The 24,212-nt window shown below is 36.0% G+C and carries 18 protein-coding genes; 7 read left to right on the top strand and 11 right to left on the bottom strand.

What is annotated here, in order from left to right; genetic code table 11:
• Positions 1–83 precede the first annotated feature (83 nt).
• The gene (locus B5X64_RS06990) at positions 84–593 is read left to right on the top strand and encodes a hypothetical protein (protein WP_079464536.1); all 510 of its coding nucleotides are present in this window, start codon (positions 84–86) and stop codon (positions 591–593) included.
• 88 nt (positions 594–681) lie between these two features.
• Here the strand turns inward: B5X64_RS06990 and B5X64_RS06985 are convergent, their stop codons facing one another.
• Positions 682–1,128 (bottom strand): hypothetical protein, encoded by a 447-nt coding sequence (locus tag B5X64_RS06985; RefSeq protein ID WP_079464579.1) that lies wholly within the window; start codon positions 1,126–1,128, stop codon positions 682–684.
• A gap of 220 nt (positions 1,129–1,348) precedes the next feature.
• Here B5X64_RS06985 and B5X64_RS06980 point away from each other — a divergent pair, with 220 nt between their 5' ends.
• The 3 genes from B5X64_RS06980 (at position 1,349) to B5X64_RS06970 (ending at position 3,941) form a co-directional block, all read left to right on the top strand.
• Entirely contained in the window at positions 1,349–1,987 is a 639-nt protein-coding gene (locus B5X64_RS06980; RefSeq protein WP_079464535.1) for an alpha/beta hydrolase, read from the top strand.
• A 141-nt stretch (positions 1,988–2,128) separates the two neighbouring features.
• Complete coding sequence (locus tag B5X64_RS06975) at positions 2,129–3,409, top strand: aspartyl protease family protein (protein WP_228418788.1); 1,281 nt, start codon at positions 2,129–2,131, stop codon at positions 3,407–3,409.
• Position 3,410: 1 nt separating this feature from the next.
• Positions 3,411–3,941, top strand: a complete 531-nt coding sequence (locus B5X64_RS06970) for a hypothetical protein (protein ID WP_079464533.1) — start codon at positions 3,411–3,413, stop codon at positions 3,939–3,941.
• A 2-nt stretch (positions 3,942–3,943) separates the two neighbouring features.
• Here the strand turns inward: B5X64_RS06970 and B5X64_RS06965 are convergent, their stop codons facing one another.
• The 8 genes from B5X64_RS06965 to B5X64_RS06930 all read right to left on the bottom strand — a co-directional run bounded on the left by B5X64_RS06965 (position 3,944) and on the right by B5X64_RS06930 (position 15,260).
• The gene (locus B5X64_RS06965) at positions 3,944–4,978 is read right to left on the bottom strand and encodes a L,D-transpeptidase (protein ID WP_079464532.1); all 1,035 of its coding nucleotides are present in this window, start codon (positions 4,976–4,978) and stop codon (positions 3,944–3,946) included.
• Between the two features lie 445 nt (positions 4,979–5,423).
• Positions 5,424–6,260, bottom strand: coding sequence for an XAC2610-related protein (locus B5X64_RS06960; RefSeq protein ID WP_079464531.1), 837 nt, complete (start codon positions 6,258–6,260; stop codon positions 5,424–5,426).
• Between the two features lie 179 nt (positions 6,261–6,439).
• Entirely contained in the window at positions 6,440–11,419 is a 4,980-nt protein-coding gene (locus B5X64_RS06955; protein ID WP_079464530.1) for a T9SS type A sorting domain-containing protein, read from the bottom strand.
• A 17-nt stretch (positions 11,420–11,436) separates the two neighbouring features.
• Positions 11,437–12,375, bottom strand: coding sequence for a formyltransferase family protein (locus tag B5X64_RS06950; RefSeq protein WP_079464529.1), 939 nt, complete (start codon positions 12,373–12,375; stop codon positions 11,437–11,439).
• A complete protein-coding gene (locus B5X64_RS06945; protein ID WP_123920685.1) occupies positions 12,372–13,493 on the bottom strand; it encodes an ABC transporter substrate-binding protein in 1,122 nt (373 codons plus the stop codon). The genes B5X64_RS06950 and B5X64_RS06945 overlap by 4 nt, the downstream gene beginning before the upstream one ends.
• 56 nt (positions 13,494–13,549) lie before the next feature.
• The gene (locus B5X64_RS06940) at positions 13,550–14,092 is read right to left on the bottom strand and encodes a phage tail protein (protein WP_079464527.1); all 543 of its coding nucleotides are present in this window, start codon (positions 14,090–14,092) and stop codon (positions 13,550–13,552) included.
• 34 nt (positions 14,093–14,126) lie between these two features.
• Positions 14,127–14,666 (bottom strand): phage tail protein, encoded by a 540-nt coding sequence (locus B5X64_RS06935; protein ID WP_066679687.1) that lies wholly within the window; start codon positions 14,664–14,666, stop codon positions 14,127–14,129.
• Positions 14,667–14,720: 54 nt separating this feature from the next.
• On the bottom strand, positions 14,721–15,260 hold the full coding sequence (locus B5X64_RS06930; protein WP_066679688.1) for a phage tail protein: 540 nt from the start codon (positions 15,258–15,260) through the stop codon (positions 14,721–14,723).
• A gap of 454 nt (positions 15,261–15,714) precedes the next feature.
• Between B5X64_RS06930 and B5X64_RS06925 the strand changes: the two genes are divergently transcribed.
• Positions 15,715–15,894 (top strand): hypothetical protein, encoded by a 180-nt coding sequence (locus B5X64_RS06925; protein ID WP_066679689.1) that lies wholly within the window; start codon positions 15,715–15,717, stop codon positions 15,892–15,894.
• A 330-nt stretch (positions 15,895–16,224) separates the two neighbouring features.
• Here B5X64_RS06925 and B5X64_RS06920 read toward each other — a convergent pair whose 3' ends face one another.
• Both B5X64_RS06920 and B5X64_RS06915 read right to left on the bottom strand, forming a co-directional pair.
• The gene (locus B5X64_RS06920) at positions 16,225–17,364 is read right to left on the bottom strand and encodes a tetratricopeptide repeat protein (RefSeq protein ID WP_079464526.1); all 1,140 of its coding nucleotides are present in this window, start codon (positions 17,362–17,364) and stop codon (positions 16,225–16,227) included.
• Positions 17,361–18,992, bottom strand: coding sequence for a helix-turn-helix domain-containing protein (locus B5X64_RS06915; RefSeq protein ID WP_111944925.1), 1,632 nt, complete (start codon positions 18,990–18,992; stop codon positions 17,361–17,363). The genes B5X64_RS06920 and B5X64_RS06915 overlap by 4 nt, the downstream gene beginning before the upstream one ends.
• A gap of 275 nt (positions 18,993–19,267) precedes the next feature.
• Between B5X64_RS06915 and B5X64_RS06910 the strand changes: the two genes are divergently transcribed.
• Together B5X64_RS06910 and B5X64_RS06905 are read left to right on the top strand one after the other, a co-directional pair.
• Positions 19,268–21,535 (top strand): fibronectin type III domain-containing protein, encoded by a 2,268-nt coding sequence (locus tag B5X64_RS06910; protein ID WP_164463383.1) that lies wholly within the window; start codon positions 19,268–19,270, stop codon positions 21,533–21,535.
• Positions 21,536–21,888: 353 nt separating this feature from the next.
• Positions 21,889–24,165, top strand: coding sequence for a T9SS type B sorting domain-containing protein (locus B5X64_RS06905; protein WP_228418786.1), 2,277 nt, complete (start codon positions 21,889–21,891; stop codon positions 24,163–24,165).
• Positions 24,166–24,212 lie beyond the last annotated feature (47 nt).

Raw genomic sequence — 24,212 nt, 5'->3', positions numbered from 1 at the left:
ATTTTGAATATCATAAAATATTAACATACAGAAAACGTTTTTATTTTGTAAATTTATACTAATAATAAATTCAAAATCACACCATGAAAAATTCAATTCTTCTCCTTTTTGTATTCACATTTTTAAGCTTCGGAAATTTTGCAAAAGCCCAGAAAATATCTGATGGTGAAACTGCAGATGTTAACGGGATGAAAGTAAGCTTTAATATCACCAATAAAGAAAGTGTACAGGTCGGCGGAAAAAATTTTGACCGCTACAAAGTGTCGGCTTCGGTAAAAAACACATCTGATAAATCTTACAATATCAGACTTACCTCTTATCCTCAAATTGTAATGGAAACCGGGATTGTAGAACTCGACTGTGTAAATGCTACAGGAGCAAAACTGACATCAAAAAAGATTCAGCTGAAAATGAAAACTCAGATGATTAATGTATCATATTCTGCCTACGACAAATCCGGAAAGTTTGTTACCAATATGCTACCTGTTATTGGAAGCTATTATTTTGACTCTGGAGATACCATTAATGACAATGCTATCTTTATTGTTCCACAAGGTGAAAAGCCAGAAGTGAGTGTAAGAAGTTTAAGATAATTTTTTGAAAAAAAATTAAAAGTAATCATAAAAAACAAAAACACCTCTGCGTAACAGAGGTGTTTTTTATATAATAAATTTATATTAATTATAATTCTAGGAAACTGTGTGCTACTGCAACCTGTTTAGTTCCGCTTCCTTCAATTGTATCTGTTTCTGCAATTTCGCCGTCAATATAAATAGATACGATTAGCTTAGAATCAGCATTCAAAAGATTAGCATTTGCTGCAAAATTTAATTGAGACTGGCTAGAATTTACAAAAAACTCACCGCTTGTCCAAAGTAAACCAGGAGAATCAAACAATTGTTCCTGTTTTGTTCCTACCTGAGTAATAATCGTTTTGAATGTACTTACAGGAGGAGTAGGAGCTGTACCGCCGTTAACTATTTTTGCTTCAAACTGTACCAAGTGATCTTGAAACTCGTCTTCGTCGTCATCATTTTTACATGAATTAAAAACAGAAGCTACTGAAAGTAATACCACTGCTAAAAATGAAAGTCTAAGTAAATTTTTTGATTTGTAAAATTGCTTCATTTCTCCAAATAGATTTTTTAATGTTTCAAATATAGGTTTTTTATCAATATAAAAATAACTTTTATGAAAATTTTCCAACAAAGATTTCCAAATAATATCAAATCAATAAAAGACTGCAGTTGCATCAGACAAAGAATAATTGTACCATCGTACATTCTAAAAATCCTTTCCTACTTCAAAAAATACCAATTTAAAATATCAATATTATTATCTTTGCTAAATGAATTTAGACTATATCGTAAGAGAGCCCGAAAATATTAGTTCGATTACCCCCATTCTTTTCATGCTTCACGGTTATGGCAGCAATGAGCAAGATCTTTTCAGTTTCAGAGAAAACCTTCCAGCAGACTGGATTATTGTGAGTTTCAGAGCTCCAAAACCTACTCAGTTTGAAGGATATTCTTGGTTTGATATCGACTTCAACAATCCTGAACAATTTATAGATATCGATCAAGCAAAAGAAGTTCTTGAAAGTGTTTTAGAAAACATCATGGCAATTACCAACAGATATGGTCTTACAAAAAATAAAACGCATCTCTGTGGATTCAGCCAAGGTGGAATTTTGTGTTACAGTTTAGCTTTAAAATACCCCGATCTTTTCAACTATGTTGCCTGCTTAAGTAGTTATCCTGAAGAAAAGTTGCTTACCGATATTGTGAAAGATAAAAAGAAATTAGAAAATCTTCGTTTCTTTGTTTCTCATGGTACAGACGATGCAATTATTCCTATGGAATGGGGAAGAAAAGCTGCAGATCTTTTGTATGATCTGAGCTGCTATTTTACATTCAGAGAATATATGAGTGGCCATGGTGTCAATCAAAAAAACTATATTGATCTGATGGAATTTTTCTCAAAATAATACATTAAAAACCATTATCAATTTTTAAAATACTAAACATTCATCTTCATGAATGTTTTTTTTGTAACATATGATATAATTCACTAATTTCAATAAATGAAATTTAGGTTTTTAATATCAATTCTATTTTTAAGCATTTTTATGAATGCCCAAAATAAGTTTGAGATTAAAAATGTAAATAAAGTAGTAATTCCGTTTAAGCTGATTAATAATTTAATCTTCATTCCTATTAACATCAATGGTGCAGAACTCACTTTTATGCTTGATAGCGGAGTAACGGAAAACACTATTTTCAGCCTTGAAGACAAAGAAATAAAGCTAAGTGCGATGGAAAAAATGAGATTTTCCGGGCTTGGTGGCAATAGAAGTATTGAAGGATTTAAATCTGATCTTAATACCGGAAAAATCGGTAAAAACTTCGTTAACGATTCTCTGATGGTTTACATTATTCAGGATGAAGAATTCAATATTTCTTCACACATCGGAATTCCTGTCAATGGGTTTATAGGCTATCATTTTTTTAAAGACTACCCTATTATTATAGATTACACTTCAAAAAAAATTACCGTTTTTAAAGACCGTGCACTTTTTGAAAAGAAAATAAAAAAGTTTGATGCGTTTACGATTTCTGTTGAAAAAAGCAAGCCTTACATCATGGCTGATGTAGAAATGACCAACGAAAAAAAACCGTCAAAACTGCTTATTGATATTGGTAATAGCGACCCAATCTGGTTGTTTCCTGTTTTAATTAAAGATTTTGTCTACAACAGACCCAATATTGAAGATTATTTAGGAAGAGGTTTCAATGGAGATATTTATGGCAAAAGAAGTAGAATTCATCAGCTTAATCTTGGGAAATTTAAGTTTGAAAAACCTTTAACTGCAATGCCTGACGAGTTTTCTATTCAGCATATTAATTTAGCAAAAGACAGAAAGGGTTCTATTGGAGGCGAGATCATGCGTAGATTTACGGTAGCTTTTGATTATCCAAACGGGAAATTATATCTTAGAAAAAATAGAAATTACGATAATCCTTTTCATTTTAACATGAGTGGGCTCGATTTTAAACAAGACGGCCTTCAATGGGATAAAGATTATTTGACTTTTAAAACATTGACCGAAAAATCGACATCAGGAGATATTCAAACGTACAACAGTAATATTCAATATAAATTTGTTTTAAAACCTCTCTTTTCAATTGCCGGGGTAAGAAAAGACTCTCCTGCCGGTAAAGCGGGCCTGAAAAAAGATGATCAGTTGCTCATTATCAACGGAAAGAAAACTTCAGATATGACGCTAAATAAAATAATGGATATCATGAAATCTGAAGAAGGAAAAACAATCAATATGACTATAGACAGAAAAGGTCTGGAGCTTAAATTTTCTTTCACATTAGAAGACCCAATTCCCTATCAAGATTAATATGGAGACTAAAGAAACGACCTTAGATAAAATAAGAACCCGCCCGAGATTTAAAATGTATACGCATCTCACCAAAGAAACGTATGCTGAAAATCTAAAAAAATATTTAGTTGAGCATAAAGACGAGTTTACAGGTAATGTAAACACCGAAGTTGCAACTATTTCTGTTTTAACCAAAGATGATAATTACTGGAAGCCTTGTTTGGCTCTAAGAACTGAACTTGATGAAGAGATTACTGTTATAAGAGGAGTTTTTGGACCAAGCTCTGCGGTGTGGACGTTTTTTATGTTTCTTTATTTCTTATTTACTATTTCATGGATGACTTTTTTCACCATGTATTATGTAGAAAAGCAAATCAACAGCCACGAATATCCGTGGGCTTTACACGCTTCATTTTTGATGCTTGTTTTCATTGCTGCCACTTACACAGCAGCAAGATTCGGACAAATAAAAGCAAAGGAAGAAATGAAAAAACTCCGCAAATTTGCGGAGGAATCTACTTTAAAATTTGAAAAAATAGTTGAATCTTAAATTTATTTTGTTTCTGTTTCTGAAATTTCAGTTTCCTGAATAGCTGCTTGTGAAGCTTTCGCTGATTTTATAGAATCTGCTACTTTCTCACGGTTGGTCTGTTCAAAAACCATTTTTTCAACATTAGGCTGAATCAGTTTGGTCATTTCTTCAACAGAAATATTATTGGCATTGGGGTCATTCAGCAAATTTCTCCAAGGTTTTCTTTTTCCCCATCCGTAATCTCCAAAAACCATTACTGGTGTACCTTTCGCTTTTGTGGTTGCTCCGCCCGGATTCAAAATCCATGTATCTGCATAATTGTATAACCAAACTGCATCTTTCATCAGCAACCTTAAGCAAGAGTGAGACGCAGGATAGCCCGGAAGGTCATACTGATGCCATCCTATCCCATGTGTATTGTGAATATTGAAATTATAAGGAAGCTTCCATTCGCTTTTTACGGTAGAAATTGCGAGTTTCTTTTTCCAGTTGGCAAACATCAAACCTCTGTCGGTCTGAGCAGATTTTTTCCCCATACTTGTAGGTCCCCATTTTACCAAAGCTCCGTTTGAATACACTCCGTAAGCCTGAATAGGATATGAAAATATGATAAACTTTTTCACATCGCTCAACACATCAAGCTGCATTGGGAATGGTGAATATGCCATTAAAGTGGTATCTATTTTTGCGGGAACAACCAATGTATCAGAATTCCATTTACTTTTGGAATCTAATCTGTTTAATGCTAAAATTGCATATCGCTCTCTTTCGGTATATTTTTTACTAAAAATTGCATACAGAGAATCTCTCAGTTTTTTATCTTTTGGGATTGCAAATGCATTGTAAAATCCGTTCTCCTGCATCATTGGCGGTGCAGATTCTTTTACCGGTTTTGTTTTAATAGAATCCGGATCTGCAGTACTTTTTGCAATATCTTCTGAGGTAGAAGTATGTTGCTGATTTTGATTTACAGCTTCATCTTTTTTACAGGAAACAAGAAATAAAGCAAAAATTGAGGTGTAAAGTATTGATTTTTTTAAAGTTAGGTTTTTCATAAATATAATAGTTCATCAGTCTGGTATAGGCTTACAAATATCAGACCTAAATCATAAAAATGAAGGACTTTTAATTCTATAAGTCTTGATTAAATTTCCAAAGCCATGTTTTATTTCTGCGAAATAATTTTCTAAATGCAAATTGATTAAATACAGATCAAACCAGAAATTAATTTCACTACTAAAATGCAATATTAAATCGTTATCTATTTTGAATTTTGTCTTTCAAAATAAATAAAACAGCTTTGTTTACATTTATTTCACTATTTTTTTAAACTCCTTGTATATTCCTTGTTTTTTATCGCTAAGAAAGACAAGGTTTTTACTATAAATACTTTTTTAAGATAAACAATGGCATTTCATTTAACAAAGAAAGACAATGACTAAATATTATTATTTAAAAGCATCTTCAAAATGAACAATGAATAGTATTATTTCTTTGTAATTAATCGGTAATTTCTTGAGAGCGAATCCAAACTAGTTTTCCATTTTTGTACTGATAAAGATCTTTCCACCATCTTGCTCCTCCTCTACATTCGCTGGAAATTACTTTTTTGTTTTTATCTATTTTAAGATCACATAAACACTCACACTTTGATTTGCTGAAATCTGGCTCAACAAACTCTTCAAATTTTTTAGTTTTAGCATTATAAATAAAAACAGTAAAAGTTCTGTAAACTCCCATTCCACCATCAGGAATTGAGAAAGAAATATCATCAAAACCATCGAAATTATAATCATTAATAGTCGCATGTCTCGAGAAATTAGGACTGTCAATATCTGGTAATTGAAGATTTACAGTCTGTTTATTTGAATACATAAATTTGAGACTATTGTCGTAGAAAATATTATAATCAATCATTACATCATGAAGTAAGAACTTAGAAACTCCATCAAATTTTTCAGTGTTATCTTCTTCAAATTTATAGGTCCGGTTGTCTTTTTTTCTGATATATTTTACATCAAATAAATCTCTAAGCCCTTCTGTAAGGTAATACGTTCCATTTATTTTTCCATCAATAATCTCTTCCCAAATATAAGAAGTAAGATCTGGTTGCCCGTCTTCTCTTCCACTTTTATCGACATTGAAGCTTTTTATTTGTAATGGAATAATTCCTTTCTGACCTTTGTACTGTACAAAGGCTCCTTTACCATGAGTTCCGTAATAAATTTTTAAACTAAATTCTTTTGCTTCATCAACCGATTTTAAAGTAAACGGCTGCGCATGATATCTGCAGGTAAAAATGAAAAATACAAGAGACAATATTTTAAAACTTTTCATTTAGCTAAAATTTTATTAAATCTAAAATAACGAAATTTTTAAATTGAAACCCAAAAACAGGACATTCTAAAAATAAAATTTAATAATTTCATTAGCCAACCTTTAAGCAACAAAAAAAACCAGCAGCAATTAATTGCTACTGGTTGATTATTAAGTTATGGTATTAATATTAAAACATTCTATCTTTTTATAAATTTGAATGATTTCACACCATCTTTAGTAAATACCTGAAGTAAATAAACACCTTGTACTAATGAATGAACATTGATGCTTCTTTCATTTTTAGATATTACTTTCTCGGTAACTTTTCTACCATCTGCAGAGTAAATAGCTAATCTTATAATTTTCTCCTCTCCGCTTACATTAAGGATGTCTACTACTGGATTAGGATAAATTTGCATATCTGATGATGATTTTGTAAGGTTACCTACCCCCAAAGTAGCATTGTAAGCAAGAACAGCTAATGAAGCCGTAGACTCACAAACTCCTACCGTTTGAGTTGCATAATACGTGGTATTATTTACAATTACCGTAGTTATTGGTAAGCTTCCCGTATGGTTTGCAGCATCCGTAGCTGAAGCATACCATTTGATGTTCTGTCCAGTTACTACCAAAGCACTTAAAGTATTTCCTAAGTTAAAACTTTGAGTTGCTACACCCGTTGGCGCTGCTACTGCACTCGATTGATTTACTGTAGCACTCACTGTTCCTGTACATCCATTAGCATCAGTAATAGTTACTGTGTAAGTTCCTGCTGCTAATCCTGTACGGTCTTCTGTGGTGATTCCTCCTCCCCAGTTGAATGTGTAAGGTGCTGTTCCTCCTGTTGGAGTTAAATTAATAGCTCCTGTTGAACCTCCGTTACATACAATATTAGTAACTACCGTTGTACCTGAAACTGCTGCCGCAGGCTGAGTGATTGTTACTGTTCTTGTTATTGTACAAGCATTAGCATCTGTTACCGTTACTGTATAAGTTCCTGAAGCTAAACCTGAAGCTGTCGCTGCAGTTCCGCCGCTTGGAGACCATGAATACGTGTAAGGAGCTGTTCCTCCCGTTACAACAATACTTGCTGTTCCGTTTGATCCTCCATTACATGAAATATTCGTTTGAGAAGTCGTGGCACTCATTGCTGTTGGCTGAGTGATCGTTACTGTTCTTGTTATTGTACAAGCATTAGCATCCGTTACTGTTACTGTATACGTTCCTGAAGCTAAACCTGAAGCTGTGGCTGCAGTTCCACCGCTTGGAGACCATGAGTAAGTGTAAGGTGCTGTGCCGCCTGTTACAACAATACTTGCGGTTCCATTTGTTCCTCCGTTACATGAAATGTTTGTTTGAGAAGTAGTTGCACTCATTGCTGTTGGCTGAGTTACTGTCGCACTTACTGTTCTTGTACATCCGTTAGCATCAGTAATAGTTACTGTGTAAGTTCCAGCTGCTAAACCAGTACGGTCTTCTGTGGTGATTCCTCCTCCCCAGTTGAAGGTATATGGCGCTGTTCCACCTGATGGAGTTAAATTAATAGCTCCTGTAGAACTTCCGTTACATGCAATATTCGTAACCACTGTTGTGCCTGAAATTGCAGTAGGCTGAGTGATCGTTACTGCTCTTGTTATTGTACATGCATTAGCATCTGTTACCGTTACTGTATAAGTTCCTGAAGCTAAACCTGAAGCTGTGGCTGCAGTTCCACCGCTTGGAGACCATGAGTAAGTGTAAGGTGCTGTGCCGCCTGTTACAACAATACTTGCGGTTCCATTTGTTCCTCCGTTACATGAAATGTTTGTTTGAGAAGTAGTTGCACTCATTGCTGTTGGCTGAGTTACTGTCGCACTTACTGTTCTTGTACATCCGTTAGCATCAGTAATAGTTACTGTGTAAGTTCCAGCTGCTAAACCAGTACGGTCTTCTGTGGTGATTCCTCCTCCCCAGTTGAAGGTATATGGCGCTGTTCCACCTGATGGAGTTAAATTAATAGCTCCTGTAGAACTTCCGTTACATGCAATATTCGTAACCACTGTTGTGCCTGAAATTGCAGTAGGCTGAGTGATCGTTACTGCTCTTGTTATTGTACATGCATTAGCATCTGTTACCGTTACTGTATAAGTTCCTGAAGCTAAACCTGAAGCTGTTGCTGCAGTTCCGCCGCTTGGAGACCATGAGTAAGTGTAAGGTGCTGTTCCACCCGTTACAACAATAGTCGCTGTTCCGTTAGTTCCACCGTTACACGAAATGTTCGTTTGAGAAGTCGTGGCACTCATTGCTGTTGGCTGAGTTACTGTCGCACTTACTGTTCTTGTACATCCGTTAGCATCTGTAATAGTTACTGTATAAGTTCCAGCTGCTAAACCAGTACGGTCTTCTGTGGTGATTCCTCCTCCCCAGTTGAATGTATAAGGTGCAGTTCCACCTGTTGATGTTAAATTGATAGCTCCTGTTGAACCACCATTACATGCAATATTAGTAACTACCGTTGTTCCTGAAATTGCTGTTGGTTGAGTGATAGTTACTGTTCTTGTAATCGTACAAGCATTAGCATCCGTCACCGTTACTGTATACGTTCCTGAAGCTAAACCTGAAGCTGTTGCTGCAGTTCCACCGCTTGGAGACCATGAGTAAGTATAAGGTGCTGTTCCACCTGTTACAACAATACTTGCGGTTCCGTTTGATCCACCGTTACACGAAATGTTCGTCTGAGAAGTCGTGGCACTCATTGCTGTTGGCTGAGTTACTGTAGCACTCACTGTTCTTGTACATCCGTTAGCATCTGTAATAGTTACTGTATAAGTTCCAGCTGCTAAACCAGTACGGTCTTCTGTGGTGATTCCTCCGCCCCAGTTGAAAGTATAAGGTGCTGTTCCACCTGTTGGTGTTAAATTGATGGCTCCTGTTGAACCTCCGTTACATGCAATATTAGTAACTACCGTTGTGCCTGAAATTGCTGTTGGTTGAGTGATCGTTACTGTTCTTGTAATCGTACAAGCATTAGCATCCGTTACTGTTACGGTGTACGTTCCTGAAGCTAAACCTGAAGCTGTCGCTGCAGTTCCGCCGCTTGGAGACCATGAGTAAGTGTAAGGTGCTGTTCCTCCCGTTACAACGATAGTCGCTGTTCCATTTGTTCCGCCGTTACATGAAATGTTCGTTTGAGAAGTAGTTGCACTCAGTGCTGTTGGCTGAGTTACTGTAGCACTTACTGTTCTTGTACATCCGTTAGCATCTGTAATAGTTACTGTGTAAGTTCCCGCTGCCAATCCGGTACGGTCTTCTGTGGTAACCCCTCCTCCCCAGTTGAAAGTATAAGGTGCTGTTCCACCTGTTGGTGTTAAATTGATGGCTCCTGTTGAACCTCCGTTACATGCAATATTAGTAACTACCGTTGTACCTGAAATTGCGGTTGGTTGAGTGATCGTTACAGTTCTTGTTATTGTACAAGCATTAGCATCTGTTACCGTTACTGTATAAGTTCCTGAAGCTAAACCTGAAGCTGTTGCTGCAGTTCCACCGCTTGGTGACCATGAGTAAGTGTAAGGTGCTGTTCCGCCTGTTACAACAATACTTGCTGTTCCGTTTGTTCCTCCGTTACATGAAATGTTTGTTTGAGAAGTCGTGGCACTCATTGCTGTTGGCTGAGTTACTGTAGCACTCACTGTTCCTGTACATCCGTTAGCATCTGTAATAGTTACTGTGTAAGTTCCTGAAGCTAAACCTGTACGGTCTTCTGTGGTAACCCCTCCTCCCCAGTTGAAAGTATAAGGTGCTGTTCCACCTGTTGGTGTTAAATTGATGGCTCCTGTTGAACCTCCATTACATGCAATATTAGTAACTACCGTTGTACCTGAAATTGCGGTTGGTTGAGTGATTGTAGCAGTTGCTGTAGTGAAACATCCAAGGTTATCAGTAACTGTTACTGTATAAACGCCTACCGCTAATCCTGTTGCTGTTGCTGCAGTTCCGCCACTCGGTGACCATGAGTAAGTGTAAGGAGCAATTCCTCCAGATGCAGTAACCGTGGCTGTTCCATTGTTACTACCATTACATGAAACGTTTGTTTTAGTAGTCGTTGCAGAAACAGATACAACCGTTAGATTAGCTAAATTTGATGTTGCAGAACCTGAAGAATTAGTTGCAACACAACGATATTGATATCCGTTCATTGCTCCTGTAGCTCCTGTTACAGTTAGTGTACTTGTTGTAACTCCTGAAAATGGTGCTCCATTAACTAAAGCAGCAAAACCACTTCCTGAATTTTGATACCATTGATAAGAAGTAGCTCCTGTTGCAGTAATAGAAAATGTTGTATTTCCGCCAGAGCAAATTGTTCTGTTTGGTGGATTTCCTGTAATTACAGGATTACTTCCTATAAACTGGCATCCTGAATATGCCGTTGTACCTGCAGAAGCTAAAAGTGACCAGTTTCCCATAGTCATTACCGCTGAACGTACAGATGCAGCTGTAGTAGTTGGTGTTCCAGTACAGTTAAATTTTCCTGATACTGCAATAATATTTCCCGATTCAGCCCCTGTATAAAATGCACTTGTTCCTCCTATAAGTCCTGGAGGCATTAAAGATGAATTGGGCCCCGCTGGAACTCCAACATTCCATCCTGCCGTTGTAGTTCCTCCTCCTGGGTAATACAAGTAGTTAATTCCTGCAATACAGTAAGCTCCGCTTGCTGTAATAGATCCGTTACCTCCCTGAAATGCAATAATCTGATCCCCAGTATTGGCTAATGAAAGACCATTGGTGGATGAACCATCAGTAAGAGTAACAGTACCATTTGGAGTTGATATGCTGGTTACCGGGTTATAAGTAGAAGCTACAAGTCCTACTATGTGTACTTCTGTTCCCATAGGAATTGCGGTACCACTTACCCAAGTAATGGCAGATTCTGATCCTCCGGCAGCTTGCCATGCTCCAGAGCCTTGATATCCCCTATCGGTAAAGCTAATAATTGTTCCAGCCGAAATATTTGTAAGCAGAACAAAAGAAAACTTATCTCCTACTCCCGCTAAAGGAGAAGAGTCATAGCTTGTAAAGGCTATATCTCCTGCTGCGAGGGTAGTTTGCGCATTGGCCGCAAATCCTAACAATGACGCTCCTGCAATAAGGAACGTCTGTGTCAGCGTTTTGATTTTTGAATAAAAATTTTTCATATTTAATTCATTTTAGGTTAAAGATTCACAAACCGGCTGCCTTTTTTCATGCCAAAAGCAAACAGTTTATGGCCACTCATAAATCCTTCATCTGTGTAGATGATATCTAATCGAAGTTGAGTTTCATTATTACATTTTACAATAAGCCCATTGTCTTCATCCAATGTAAGAATGGTTCCAGGAAGATCAGACTGATGTGAAGCTTCATTAATTACTGTAGCTTCCACCACTCTTATATTCCAGCCATTCCATTGTGTGTATGCTCCTTTATTCCACGGGTTGCAAGCTCTGGATAAAGCTTCGATGGTTTTAGCATCATATCTTTGCCAAGAAATGCAAACATCTGCTGCTACGGGTTTTGTGAAATATTTAGCATTATGTTCATCCTGCTTTGTACCTTTAGAATTATTTTTTAATAAGATCAAAAGTTCATTAAGCAAGTTTGCTCCAAACCATGATAAGTTCGTACAAAGCACACCATGTGTCATTTTTATTGAAAGAGGTAAGATCTTTTTCAGAATAATTGCCCCTTTATCAATTTTATTTTCAATGGCATGCACTGTAATTCCTGTTTTTTCCGCTTCACTTCTTATGGATTCAAAAACAGGATCTGCACCGCGCATTTCGGGTAGTAATCCGTAATGAAAATTGTAGAATTTACCAGGATGTTTATTTAAAACTTCTAAAGGTATCTTCCAAGGGAACGTCATGGTAAAAATAAATTCGGCATTAGTTTTCTTCATTAATTCTTCTAATTGAGAAGAGAGAATTTCTTTTTTTATTATAAATAATGGTATGCTAGATTGCTTTGAAAGCATTATGCAGAAATCTATAACGTCTGTATTTCCTTCTGCTACTCCCAATGCACAAAGCCGACCTTGCGCAGATAGAGCCTGCAAAGCCGGAATCGCCATACGATTGTTACATAAAACTGCTATTTTGGATGTTGTCATCATGATTCTAAACACGCATAAGCATTGAGCCAAGAATTAGCCTCAATACTCTGAATGTATTTAATATTATTTTTTAAACTTTCACGCTCTGATATTGTAACTGCAGCAACCTCAACATCTTTCAGAAGACAGTTCCCTGTAGTTTTATCTTTTGAAACTGTTGCATAATAAACCGGAGCTTCTGTAAATCTGTTTTCGGGGTTCATATAAACCTTTCCGCGTGGTGAATTGATAGTAATGCCATCAAAATTTTCGTTTTCCAAAGCAATAAAGAGAGCGGCTTCCCATCCCAATAAAGAGAAAAGATTAGCTTTACCTTCTTTAATATTATTCATTATAATTACGAAAGTTTCATTTTCTGGTGTGTTTAAAGTTTTAGACCAAGCTACAGCAGAACTCCACTCTTTACCCGGATAAGGCATTTTCGAAAGCCATGCTTCATCGGATGTGAAACCCGTTCCATATACCGAATAATTATTAACCAGCTTGTTCCCGACTCTGAAAAAATCATCTGCCATATCACCACAAAATGTTGCAAGAACTGCAGTTTCTTTTTGCTGCTCAAGATATTCGGTAAGTGGAGCCAGGGTAAAATCTTCACGGCGTAAAGACGTAACATGATTAAAGCCTATGGTACCACCTTTCTCTTCAACAGCAGCTGGATAGATATAAGATGGACGATAGCCCGCATCGTAAAAAGAGCACGTAAATGCAAAATTTCTATGCCCATCTTCAATTGCTTTATGAGTAATAACCCTTGTACACAAACCTCCCTGAAGAGATATAAAATATGCATTAGAAAGTTTCCCCTGAAAAGCAGGAAAATGATATCCGCTGTCTAAAACAAGCAAAGTTTTCCCTGAAGATTCGAAAAGCGGGTGAATAAACTCGGCTGAAATAGGATTAATATATCCAATGATAATATCCGCACCTTCCAAAAGAAATTGCTCGCAACGCTCATAGATCTCTTCATGTTTTGCGGCAACACCTATTCCCGCTGAAACGATTTCGTGATGACCTTCCAAGCCAATATTTTTTAACGCTTGCTTAAAGCCATCCATCATATCAAAAGACATTGAAGGATAAATAACAGATCGTGGTAAAAGTAAAGCTATTTTCATATTTTTTCGATAAAGCCTCTAATTGAATAAACTATTAGAGGCTTTTGTATTATTAATTATGATCTTGAAGGGAAAATTCCGTATAAACAAATGATGTAGTTCATTCCTAAAAACGGCTGCTGAATACTAATAGGCTGGCTTCCTCCTGCAACGCTTAAGCTGAATGCCGTTGTAATTGGTCTTAATGTTGTATCTGCAGGTTGGCTTGAATATAAACCTGGTAATGATGCAAGTGTGGCATTTGAGGGAGAACCTGTATCACCTCCTTCAGAAAACGTTTGAATAGAAGCCGTTTCTGTTCCGGAAGCATGATTGTGCATAGGCAGATTGGGAGTAAGTAACGTCACCGTTGGTGTACCATTGATCTCTCCAAGAGTCCAGTTATCAATTCCTGCTCCACTTCCTGTTCCCATAGCAGTTCTACCCGCAAAATTGGGTAACATAAATGTTGTAACTCCATTTCCACCGTACATGGTTCCTAAAAGCGCAAAAAGAGCCTGATTTGTATTGATTGATAATGTTTGCCCTTGACAAAAAGCCCAAGATTTTGGAGCAAAATTTCCCGCAAACATTCTTATTTCTGACATTGTTCCATCCATGATGATTAGTTTTTTAGAATTAAAATTTACTTAATTATGGTCTGCTTGGATAAATTCCTTCACAGCAAATAATGTAATTGGCAGCCAAAACAGGTTGTAAAATTTCAAAAGGATTACCGCTACCTACAGCAGATAAAGCCCCTGAAGCTGTTGCCGGAGCAATATTTGTATCTGCAGGCTGAGTAGAATAAGCACCTTGAAGTCCTCCTAAAATTGTTCCCGAAGGCGAACCCGTTTCTCCTCCTTCTGAAAAAGCAGGAAATGCAATAGTAGCCATTGCATTATGGGTATGCATCGGCATTTGTGAAGTATTCATTGTTACATTTTCTGTACCTCCTACTTGACCCAATGTAATATTTTGTAAACCAGCTCCCTGCCCTGTTCCTACAGCCACACGGCCACGTAAATCTGGTACACCAAATGTAGTTTGCCCATTACCTCCATAAGTAGTTCCTAAAATTGAAAAAAGTGTAGAGTAATTTGCTATGCTATATTCTGTTCCATCGCAAAAAAACCATCCTCTTGGAGCAAAATTTCCCGCAAACAATCGAATTTCTCCTATATAACCTTCCATAGTATTTTAGTTTTAATTATTATTAGTTTTAAAAAAATTCAGAATGACTTAAGACTAGTTTCTAGATGGGAAAACTCCATACATACAAATAATATAATTCATCCCTAGTGAAGGTTGAGTAATATTAATTGGTGTGCTTCCACCGGTTACCCCCACTTGAATATTCAAAGGAGTAGCTTTGGTACTAGAATCGCTTCCCTGAGACGTATACATAGATCCCTTTGAAGCCAAAACATTATTTGCCGGAGTTGCAGAATCTCCCTCTTCCGAAAATGCAGGAATAACGATATTCCCTCCCGCAGTATGAGTATGCGGCGGAAGATTCGAAATTGTTAGCGTTTTAGTATTTGTACCAGTCATCTCACCTAGGTCATAGTAAGACAATCCTGGTCCTTGGCCTGCTCCTACCGCAGATCTTCCTGAAAGATTAGGTAAGCCGAAAGTGACTTGCCCGTCTCCACCATAAGTGGTTCCCAAAATAGAGAATAAAGCAGTGTTTGTTCTGATAGCGAGTAATGCACCATTACAATACGACCAATCTCTAGGCGCAAAGTTTGCGGCAAAAAGGCGGATTTCTCCTATTGTTCCTTCCATAGTTATTTGTTTTTAAAGAGTGAAACTGATAAAATTTATCTTTTAATAAATAGATTAGATTCTTGCGACTATCGAATTAAATAGACAGAGCTATAACCCCGGTAAATAATTCACGGGAAAATATAAGTAGTGTATTAAACATCAATTTATCATATGTATTTATATAGATAAATAAAACAATTTACTACACTGGTTTTTAACTTCACTAAATAGTGATTATTAAATCAAAAGAGGAATCTTTTTTAAGAATTTTTTCATGTTAATTTAGTTTTTCGGTTGGTTTTAGTATTTTTCCAATTGTTAACAAATATGGTACATAAATTAACAATCCTTAACAAATATACATTTATTATCAATATAACAGTATAATAAACTACAAATATTCAAAAATTAACATTTATAAATATTACACATTAAATGATTTTTATTTTTATATTATGATTTTAAATAACTGTTGTCAAAATTAAAAATTGCAGAACATATACAACTACGTATTTATACTGATTTTAATTTGAGAGATCTATCTAACATTCCGAAAGACCAAATGATGGTTCCTATCTCACAAGGAATTCAAGAGATTGTAGACCAAATCAATAAATCTACGCAGCAGTTCATCCGGAAATCTAAAATATGAAGAACTGAAGAAAAAGTTGTCTACTCATTATTTTGATATAATCAATGCAGAAGTTATCCTAGAAGATGGTCATAAGATTTTAGCAGTATTGGTTTCGTGAGGGAAAAAATCAATTTTATTATTCAATAAAATAGCAAACGGAAACACAACAGAAGACTGGATGTCTTACTACAGTCCTGATTTACCGAATAACTTTCCAAAGAGTTTTAAAAACGAATAAAGCAGGAAATTCTAAAGGTAAAAAAAAAGGTTATGTTGGGCATTTAACTTTGCTGAAATAAGACTCGACCAAGAGCACTCGTGATACATGGTTGATATACAATAACCTTCTTAAGAATTAAAAAGTTTTTTAATTTCTTCCTGATCTCGTTGATTGCGTTTTCTAATTTTTAATGCAAAGTAAAAAAAAGATCCAAAAACAAGTGCTCCTGATAAGAGCATTGCTAAAATAAAGATATGATATTGAGTAATCATATCTTTATTTTTTTTCTGAGATTCTACATTATGAATATCAAGAGCATGATTAATAGAGCTTAATTCGTTTTGTTCTCTCTCAAGACGGGTTTCAATATGTTTTTTGCTGTATATCTGATAAAGGTTTTGCTTTCCCATTGCCAGATAATTATCAGCCATTTCTTTATAGATCCCTTCATTAAGGGTGAGATCTCCGATGTTTTTACTGAGCGTTTCAGCCTCTAAAAGAAAATCTAAAGCGGCTTGGTATTGATGTTTTTGTTTTGGTATTTCAGACATGCCTTTCAGAGCAAAAGCTTCCAGACTGTTGGCTTTTATAAGATGAGCAATATCAATTGATTTTTGGAAAGCTTTTTGGGCTTGTTCTGGTTCGTCAATCGTCAGATAACATGTACCGATGTTATAATAGATAATACTTTGATTGTAATAAGTTGTTTTTTGATCTGGTACTTTTTCAAAACTTTTAATGGCAATTAAAAACTCCTGCAGAGCAATTTCCGGATTCGACTGACTTTTATAAATCATGCCCCGTAAAGCAAAGCTTCTGGCGGTTTCAAAATGTTTTAGAGAAAGGTCATCGGGAAGTTCTGCCAGATATTTGTCTACCTCATCCAGTGTCTCAATACTTTTGCTTAAAAGATCCATTTGCTGAAACTGCACCGCAACTGTCATCAGAACAGAAGTCTGAATTTTAGGATCATTTGTTTTTTTTGCCAGTTCTCTTGCTTTATAAATATATTGTAACGACTCGTCAAAATCTCTTTTGGCAAAACCGGCAGTTGATAAAAGCAAATAGATTCGGATTAATTTCTTGGAATCTTTTTCGTTTTTAAGTAATTTTTTTCCGATTTTAATTACATTATCGGGATTATTGTAAATCTCTTGATTGGCTTTTTTGATAATAACACCCAATGAATCATCAGAAGTTTTTTGTCCTGAAACAGAAACTGTACAGAGCAAAAATGACAGCCAAAAAAAGTGAATAAATAACTTCATGATCTTTTGTTTTTAATGATTTCCTGAATGTAATGATTGGGCGACATCCCAGTGATCGATTTGAATACATTCGTAAATGCTCCATGTGATGAAAAACCGGAATACTCTGCAAGATAACTTACTTTATAGTTGAGAAATGCAGGGTCGTTTTTTAATAAACCGGCAATGTGGTTGATTCTTAATTCATTGATATAGCCATTAAAGTTTTTCCCTTTATTGCTGTTGATAACCTCAGAAAGGTATTTTGTATTGATCTCTGTTTGTGCAGATAAAATAGAGATCGACATATTTTTGCTTAAAAAATTAGTAGACAATTCCCATTCTTTCAGTTTTTGTAAGATCTCATCTTCTTTTTCTTTAGAGACTTTTGGCGTTTCTTTTTCTGTGTTTTTTTGTTCTTTCTCTATATCATCTTTCAGCTTATCGGCCTGCATCTGCATAGATTTTTCTCTTTCTTTTTGTTTCTCAAAAAAAGCAAGCTGTTTTTTCAGATCTTTACTTCTTCGTGATTCGTAAAAAAAGTAGGTTACAATTCCAAGAACAAAAAACAAAACAATGATTGTAGTGTTTCTGAATTGCCTTATTTTATTTTGCTTCTGAATCTCAAAATTCTTCTTATTATATGTTTCTACCAATTTTACAATATACTGTATGCCTTCCTTTTTGTTGGTGTATAGTTTTGCTTTTAGATCTGTATAAAGATTATTGTAATAATGGTATTTTTCGTCATTATTTAGTGCTAAATAATTTCTGGTTAATAATTCATAAAAAACAATTTTGATATTGTTGTAAGGGAGATCTTCTATATGTAAAAGCCCGGTGTCTAGGCTTTTGATGGCAGTATCATAATCTTCTTTCTGAAAATAATATCGAGACAGATTTTCGTAAGCAAAAGCCGTAAGAAAAGGATAGTTTCCATTGTGCTTTACATCATTAATAGCCTCATCAAGCAGTTTTTTTGCTTCTTCAAGTTTATTTTGTCTGATGAGGTAAGAAGCTCTGAAAATTTTATTTTCCCAGATTAAAATGATATTTTCTTTGTTGGAACCAGTAAGATATTGGTTACTTATATTTAGGCTTTGAAAAGCTTCTTGATAGTTTCTGGCAATGCCGAAGTTGATGGCCTGAAGCTGATACAATTTTGCAATCGTAGTTTTCACCTTCACATCACGGCTTTTCACTAGATCACGGTTTTGTAAGATATTGGAAATAATATTTTTAGACTGATTGTAGAGACCAAGATTTTGGTATTGGTCGGCAAGGCTGTATTCGCTAAAGAGATCGATGAAGTACAACTGACTGTCTTTTCCAATGTCTTCTTCTTTTTGATTGTAAATGTTTAGCGACTGTACATAATTTCCCTGCATCGCATAGGCTTGTGAAAGAATATTTCTTAGAACAATTTTATGTTCAGGGTTTTTATCACTAATTAAAATGCTTTGAGAATAACTGATACAGTCCTCTGGATTTTGATATAATTTTTGAAAAGATTTATCGGTTAAAAGACTAAAATCGGGACCTTTTTGCCCTTGGATATATAGGGGAAATAAGGCAATTAAAAATAATAAAAAGACATTATTTTTTAGAGTTTTTTTACAGTTAAAATTATTTTCTGTCTTGTTTTTCACGATGATTTCGATTAACTGTCTCTTAATAATCCTAATTTATAACATATTGGTTTTTAGTATTTTGTGATTTTTATTCTTGTAAATTCAATGAATTATGCAAGCCTGTTTTTCATATAGGGCAAATATAACACTAATATTGTTTAAATCTTTAAGCGAACTGAAAATTTAGATTTACTCTAAAATGTTAATGATCAAAGTAGAAAATGCAGAGGCGAAAAAAAGCTTAATAATTGTACGCTATTAATTATATGTTTAATTTTAAAAATAGAACTACAATGAGAAAACATTATCTCTTTTGGATGATCTTACTTCTTCCTTTTTTTAAGCTGGATGCACAGACTTACTGTACACCTACTACAGGAACATCTACCATGTATTACTTAAAAAATGCAATATTTTCGGATCAGGGAGCTTTGTACTACGATGCAACCTCGCATCAGGCATATGTAAACAATTCTGCAACTCAAATAGTAACCTCTTATCCGGGAGGAACTGTAAAAGTGCATCTGGAATTCGGTGGTAGCGGAACCAAATCGCTTGTATGGGTAGATTGGAATGGAAATGGGGATTTTAATGATTTCTATGAAAACCCGATACCAACATCAAACTATTCAACTGTTGATGACCAGTTTTTTATTCCACCATCTCAGGCACCAGGAATTTACAGAATAAGAGTACAAACGGGAACTAGCCTTCCTGCAACAGCAAACCCTTGTGGTCCTAATACCAATGGTAACTTTGTAGATTTCAGTTTAAAAATCGAGTCAACACCTGCTTGTTTTGTTCCTACAGCGCTTGTCGCTTCAGGCATTACCAACAATGCAGCAAATTTATCTTGGGATACTCCAACAACAGCACCCAATAACGGTTACGAATATTATTATTCAACTTCAAGTATACCTCCAGACAACACCACTGTAGCATCAGGAAGCAGCACAACAACCTCTGCATCTCTTAACGGATTGGCCTCATTTACTACGCATTATTACTATGTGAGATCGGTATGCAGCACCTCATCTAAAAGCGCATGGGCTCTAAGAGGGGTCTTTAAAACTAAATGTGATCCGCAAACCACTATGTTTGAAAATTTTGACGCGCTTGCTAGTGGATCATTTAATGCAGATTGTTGGGATAAGATTGTATTAGGTACAGGCTACTATAGTATTTCTGGTAGTGGGGTAAATAGCACAAAAGGGATAACTCTAAGCGCTAGCTCACCGGCTAATACAGTGATTGCAGTACTTCCAGCATTTAGCAATGTGAACACAGGAACGCATTGGCTGAGATTTAAAGCCAAAGTGAATTCGGGAACTGGGGTAATGGATGTTGGGTATGTGACAAATGATGCCGATGCTGCTTCATTTGTTAATATTCAATCATTAACGATGACCAATACAGTGTTTGATGGTTATGAATATACAGTAGTGGTACCAACTACCGTACCGGTTAATGCAAGATTAGCAATAAGACACGGTGGTACAGCTACTTCATCTTTGTATTTGGATAATGTATACTGGGAGCCAAAAGCGACGTGTTTGGCACCTACCAATGTGGTGCTTTCGAATGCAACTAGTGCTACAGTAGATATGACTTGGGCGGCACCTTCTCCGGCTCCGGCATTGGGATATGACATCTATTACAGTACAAGTAATACGCCTCCAACATCTACTACGGTACCTAATCTAACAGGAATAACATCAAATCCTTATACAGTACAAGGTCTAAACTCTGCTACAACGTATTATATTTGGATAAGATCTAGATGTAGTGCAACCGATCAAAGTTTATGGTCGAATATTACATCATTTTTAACACTTTGTGCACCAAAAACGACTCTTTTTGAAGATTTTGAAGCATATAATGCGGGAGCATTATCAAATGCACCCTGCTGGATTAAATTGGCTACAGGATTGGGAAATGTGACAATCAATGGTATAGGAGCATATTCTGGTACGAAGCATGTGTTGCAAACCCCACTTACCGGATCGGCCATGGCCATTCTCCCTGAATTGAGCAACATCAATGCAGGTACCCATTCATTAAAATTCAGAGCGTATTGCAGTGCTAATACAGGGGTGATGAAAGTTGGATATGTAACGAACACAACAGATATTACGTCATTTGTATCTATTCAGAATCTTGCAATCACCAATACTTCTTATACAGGTGCAAGTGAATATATTGTAGAGATACCAAATACAGTACCTTCTACAGCAAGATTGGCGATTTTAACGGATAATGGAAACGTACGATACAGTTATGATGATATTTCTTGGGCACCGACCGTTTCGTTGGGCGTGAATGAAATTTCAGCAAAACATGACATTGTTATTTATCCTAATCCATTTACTGATATCATTACTATTTCAGGAGATGTACAATTACAGTCGGTTGTTGTCTATGATCTTTCAGGCAAAATGATTAAAGAATTCAAAGGTTCTGAAAAAACAATTTCATTACACAGCCTTATATCCGGCGTGTATATGGTAAAACTGAATATGAAGAATGGAAGTTCTAAAACTGTGAAAGCAGTTAAAAAATAATATGTTGTCTCTGCCATAACAAAGCGGTGAGTAGTAGCGCCGCCGTTATGGCAGTTTCATAACATCCTTTATCAAAAAAATCACCCCAAAATAGACTCTATGAAAAAAATCTACTCATTATTATTTTAATCTTATCAGAAGTGATACCGTCAATTACTTGATTGTGTATACTGGCAGATTATGTCATTCACAAAATTAAATTAATCATTCTATTCAAAAAAAGAACATTAGAAATAATGATCAAGCAAGTATTACTTCTGTTATTATAATACAATTATCTAATGATATTCAACAATTTTTACCATCAGAAAAAACATAAGTCTTCGTTACTCAAGAAGGTTGTATTTAGTTTTTTGCTTATACTCCTTGCGTGCAATAATCTTTTTTCACAAAGAGATACAGAGCATTGGTTTGCACCGATGAAGCAAAGTGGTTTTACAGATTCCAATCAGCAGGCTTTGTTTTTGTCTACAGATGCTATGACTCCGTTTTCTGTTACGATTTATAATAACAATATTGTAATTGGTACAGTGACCATTAGTAAAGGAAATCCACAGACCTTTAATGTTGCTAAAGATATGATGATGACAGACCTTCAGGCGGGAGCATTTGCTACAACCAGCAGAGGACTTTATGTAAAAGGAGAAAAACCATTTTTCTGTACCTTCAGATTCTCAGTAGATAAGCACGGAGAAATTCTGACATCTAAAGGAAAAGCCGGAATCGGAACCAAATTTTATACAGCATATGCACCATTATCGGTTACTAATTCTAGTTTTAATTTTACCACGGGTGTTCTGGCTACAGAAGACAACACGACGGTAACAGTATCTGGCTACAATCCAACCGTTCAGTTTTCTAATGGAACAACAGGAGCTAGTAATCCCAACATGACTTTTACTTTGAATAAAGGACAATCTTACGTTATCGAAGGAAACGGAAATGTTGCCGGTAATTTAACGGGTTTTATCGGAGCTAAAATAGTTGCCAATAAACCGATTTCTGTAACCAACGGAAATTTTGAAGGACAGCATACATCTATTGGAAATGGAGGTGGCGGACTAGATATTTACATGGATCAATCGATCCCTGTAGAAAGATTGGGTGATGAATATGTTGTGATGAAAGGGATGGCACCATTGTCTTATGAATTGGAAGGGGCTGTAGTAGTCGCTACAGAAAATAATACGCAAGTCTATGTAAATGATGAAACGACTCCAATTGCTACCCTGAATGAAGGGCAATTTTATCGCATAGGTTCTACATCATTTATCAGTCAGAATTTTAGTGGACATTATAATATGCGCATTAAAAGTACCAAGAAAATATATGTCTTTCAATTGATGTCTGGAGGTACTACAGGAACTTATTATAATACGGGTGGAGCCAACTATATTCCACCATTGAATTGTTTTCTTCCTAAGAAAATAGATGAGATAGGTCTTATTAATACGATGCCTTATTTTACGCCCATTACTCCTACGGTAAGACTAAATATTATCACCGAGGCAGGCGCAACGGTAACGGTTAACGGAACTGTTTTAGCTGGTGTTCAGGGACCATATCCTGTTACCGGTAATACGAATTGGGAATCATATTCAGTATCCAGCGTTACGGGGAATATTACGGTACAGTCTACAAAAGCGGTGACCGCAGGTATTGCAGCGGGGCATGAAGCGGTGGGATACGGTGGTTATTTTGCTGGTTTTTCTTCAATTCCTGTTATTGCCAAAAAGAATGGAAATTGTATTCCGGGAATGATCTTGGAAGTAGATGATAGCTATGCGACCTATCAATGGAATTTTAATGGAAACCCAATTCCGGGTGCAACAACAAATACGTACAGCCCAACTCAGTCTGGAAATTATACTGCAACAGTATCGGTGGGTGGAAGCTGTCCTCCAGCAACGACCCCAGTATTTGAAGTCGTAGCACCGCCTCAGATTCCTTCTTTACTTACCGATCAGGTAATTTGCATTGACGAGAAAATAACACTGGATGCGGGACCTGGTTTCCAGTCTTATGAATGGAGTACAGGAGCTACAACGCAATCTATATCTAACGTAGGAGTTGGAGAGTATTGGGTTATTTTAGGGCATAACGGATGTTTTAGCACCCAGAAAGTTTCTGTGAAAGCTGCTCCAAGCCCTGTTATCAAAAATATTGATGTTCAAAACAATAATGTAACAGTTACTGCAATCGGAGGAAAAGCTCCTTATCTATATTCTAAAGACAATGTCAACTGGCAGACTTCGAATGTATTTAACAATGTTCCTAATGGGCAAAACAGGTTTTATGTAAAAGATGCATTCAACTGTGAGCCAGTGAGTGTAGAAATGACGATTATCAATGTCATCAACGCTATTACTCCAAACGGAGATCATATTAATGATTTAATTTCTTACGCAGATCTCGCTTATAAGAAAGATTTATCCTTTTCAGTGTATGACCGATACGGAAATAATGTTTTTAAAGGAACTGCTTTTAATAATTATACCTGGGACGGGAAGTTTAGCAATAAAAAAATGCTTACGGGAACGTATTGGTATGAGATTTCTTGGAAAGAGCCACACCTGCAGAATACCCTTGTGAAATATACAGGCTGGATTTTATTGAAAAATACAAACTAAGATTTGATACGACAATACTTTTAATAATAGCAATATTGCCAACAGCA

Source organism: Chryseobacterium balustinum (genome assembly GCF_900168205.1).
GTDB lineage: Bacteria > Bacteroidota > Bacteroidia > Flavobacteriales > Weeksellaceae > Chryseobacterium > Chryseobacterium balustinum.
The sequence above is the reverse complement of the archived record's forward strand: the minus strand, read 5'-3'. Positions and strand labels throughout refer to the sequence as shown.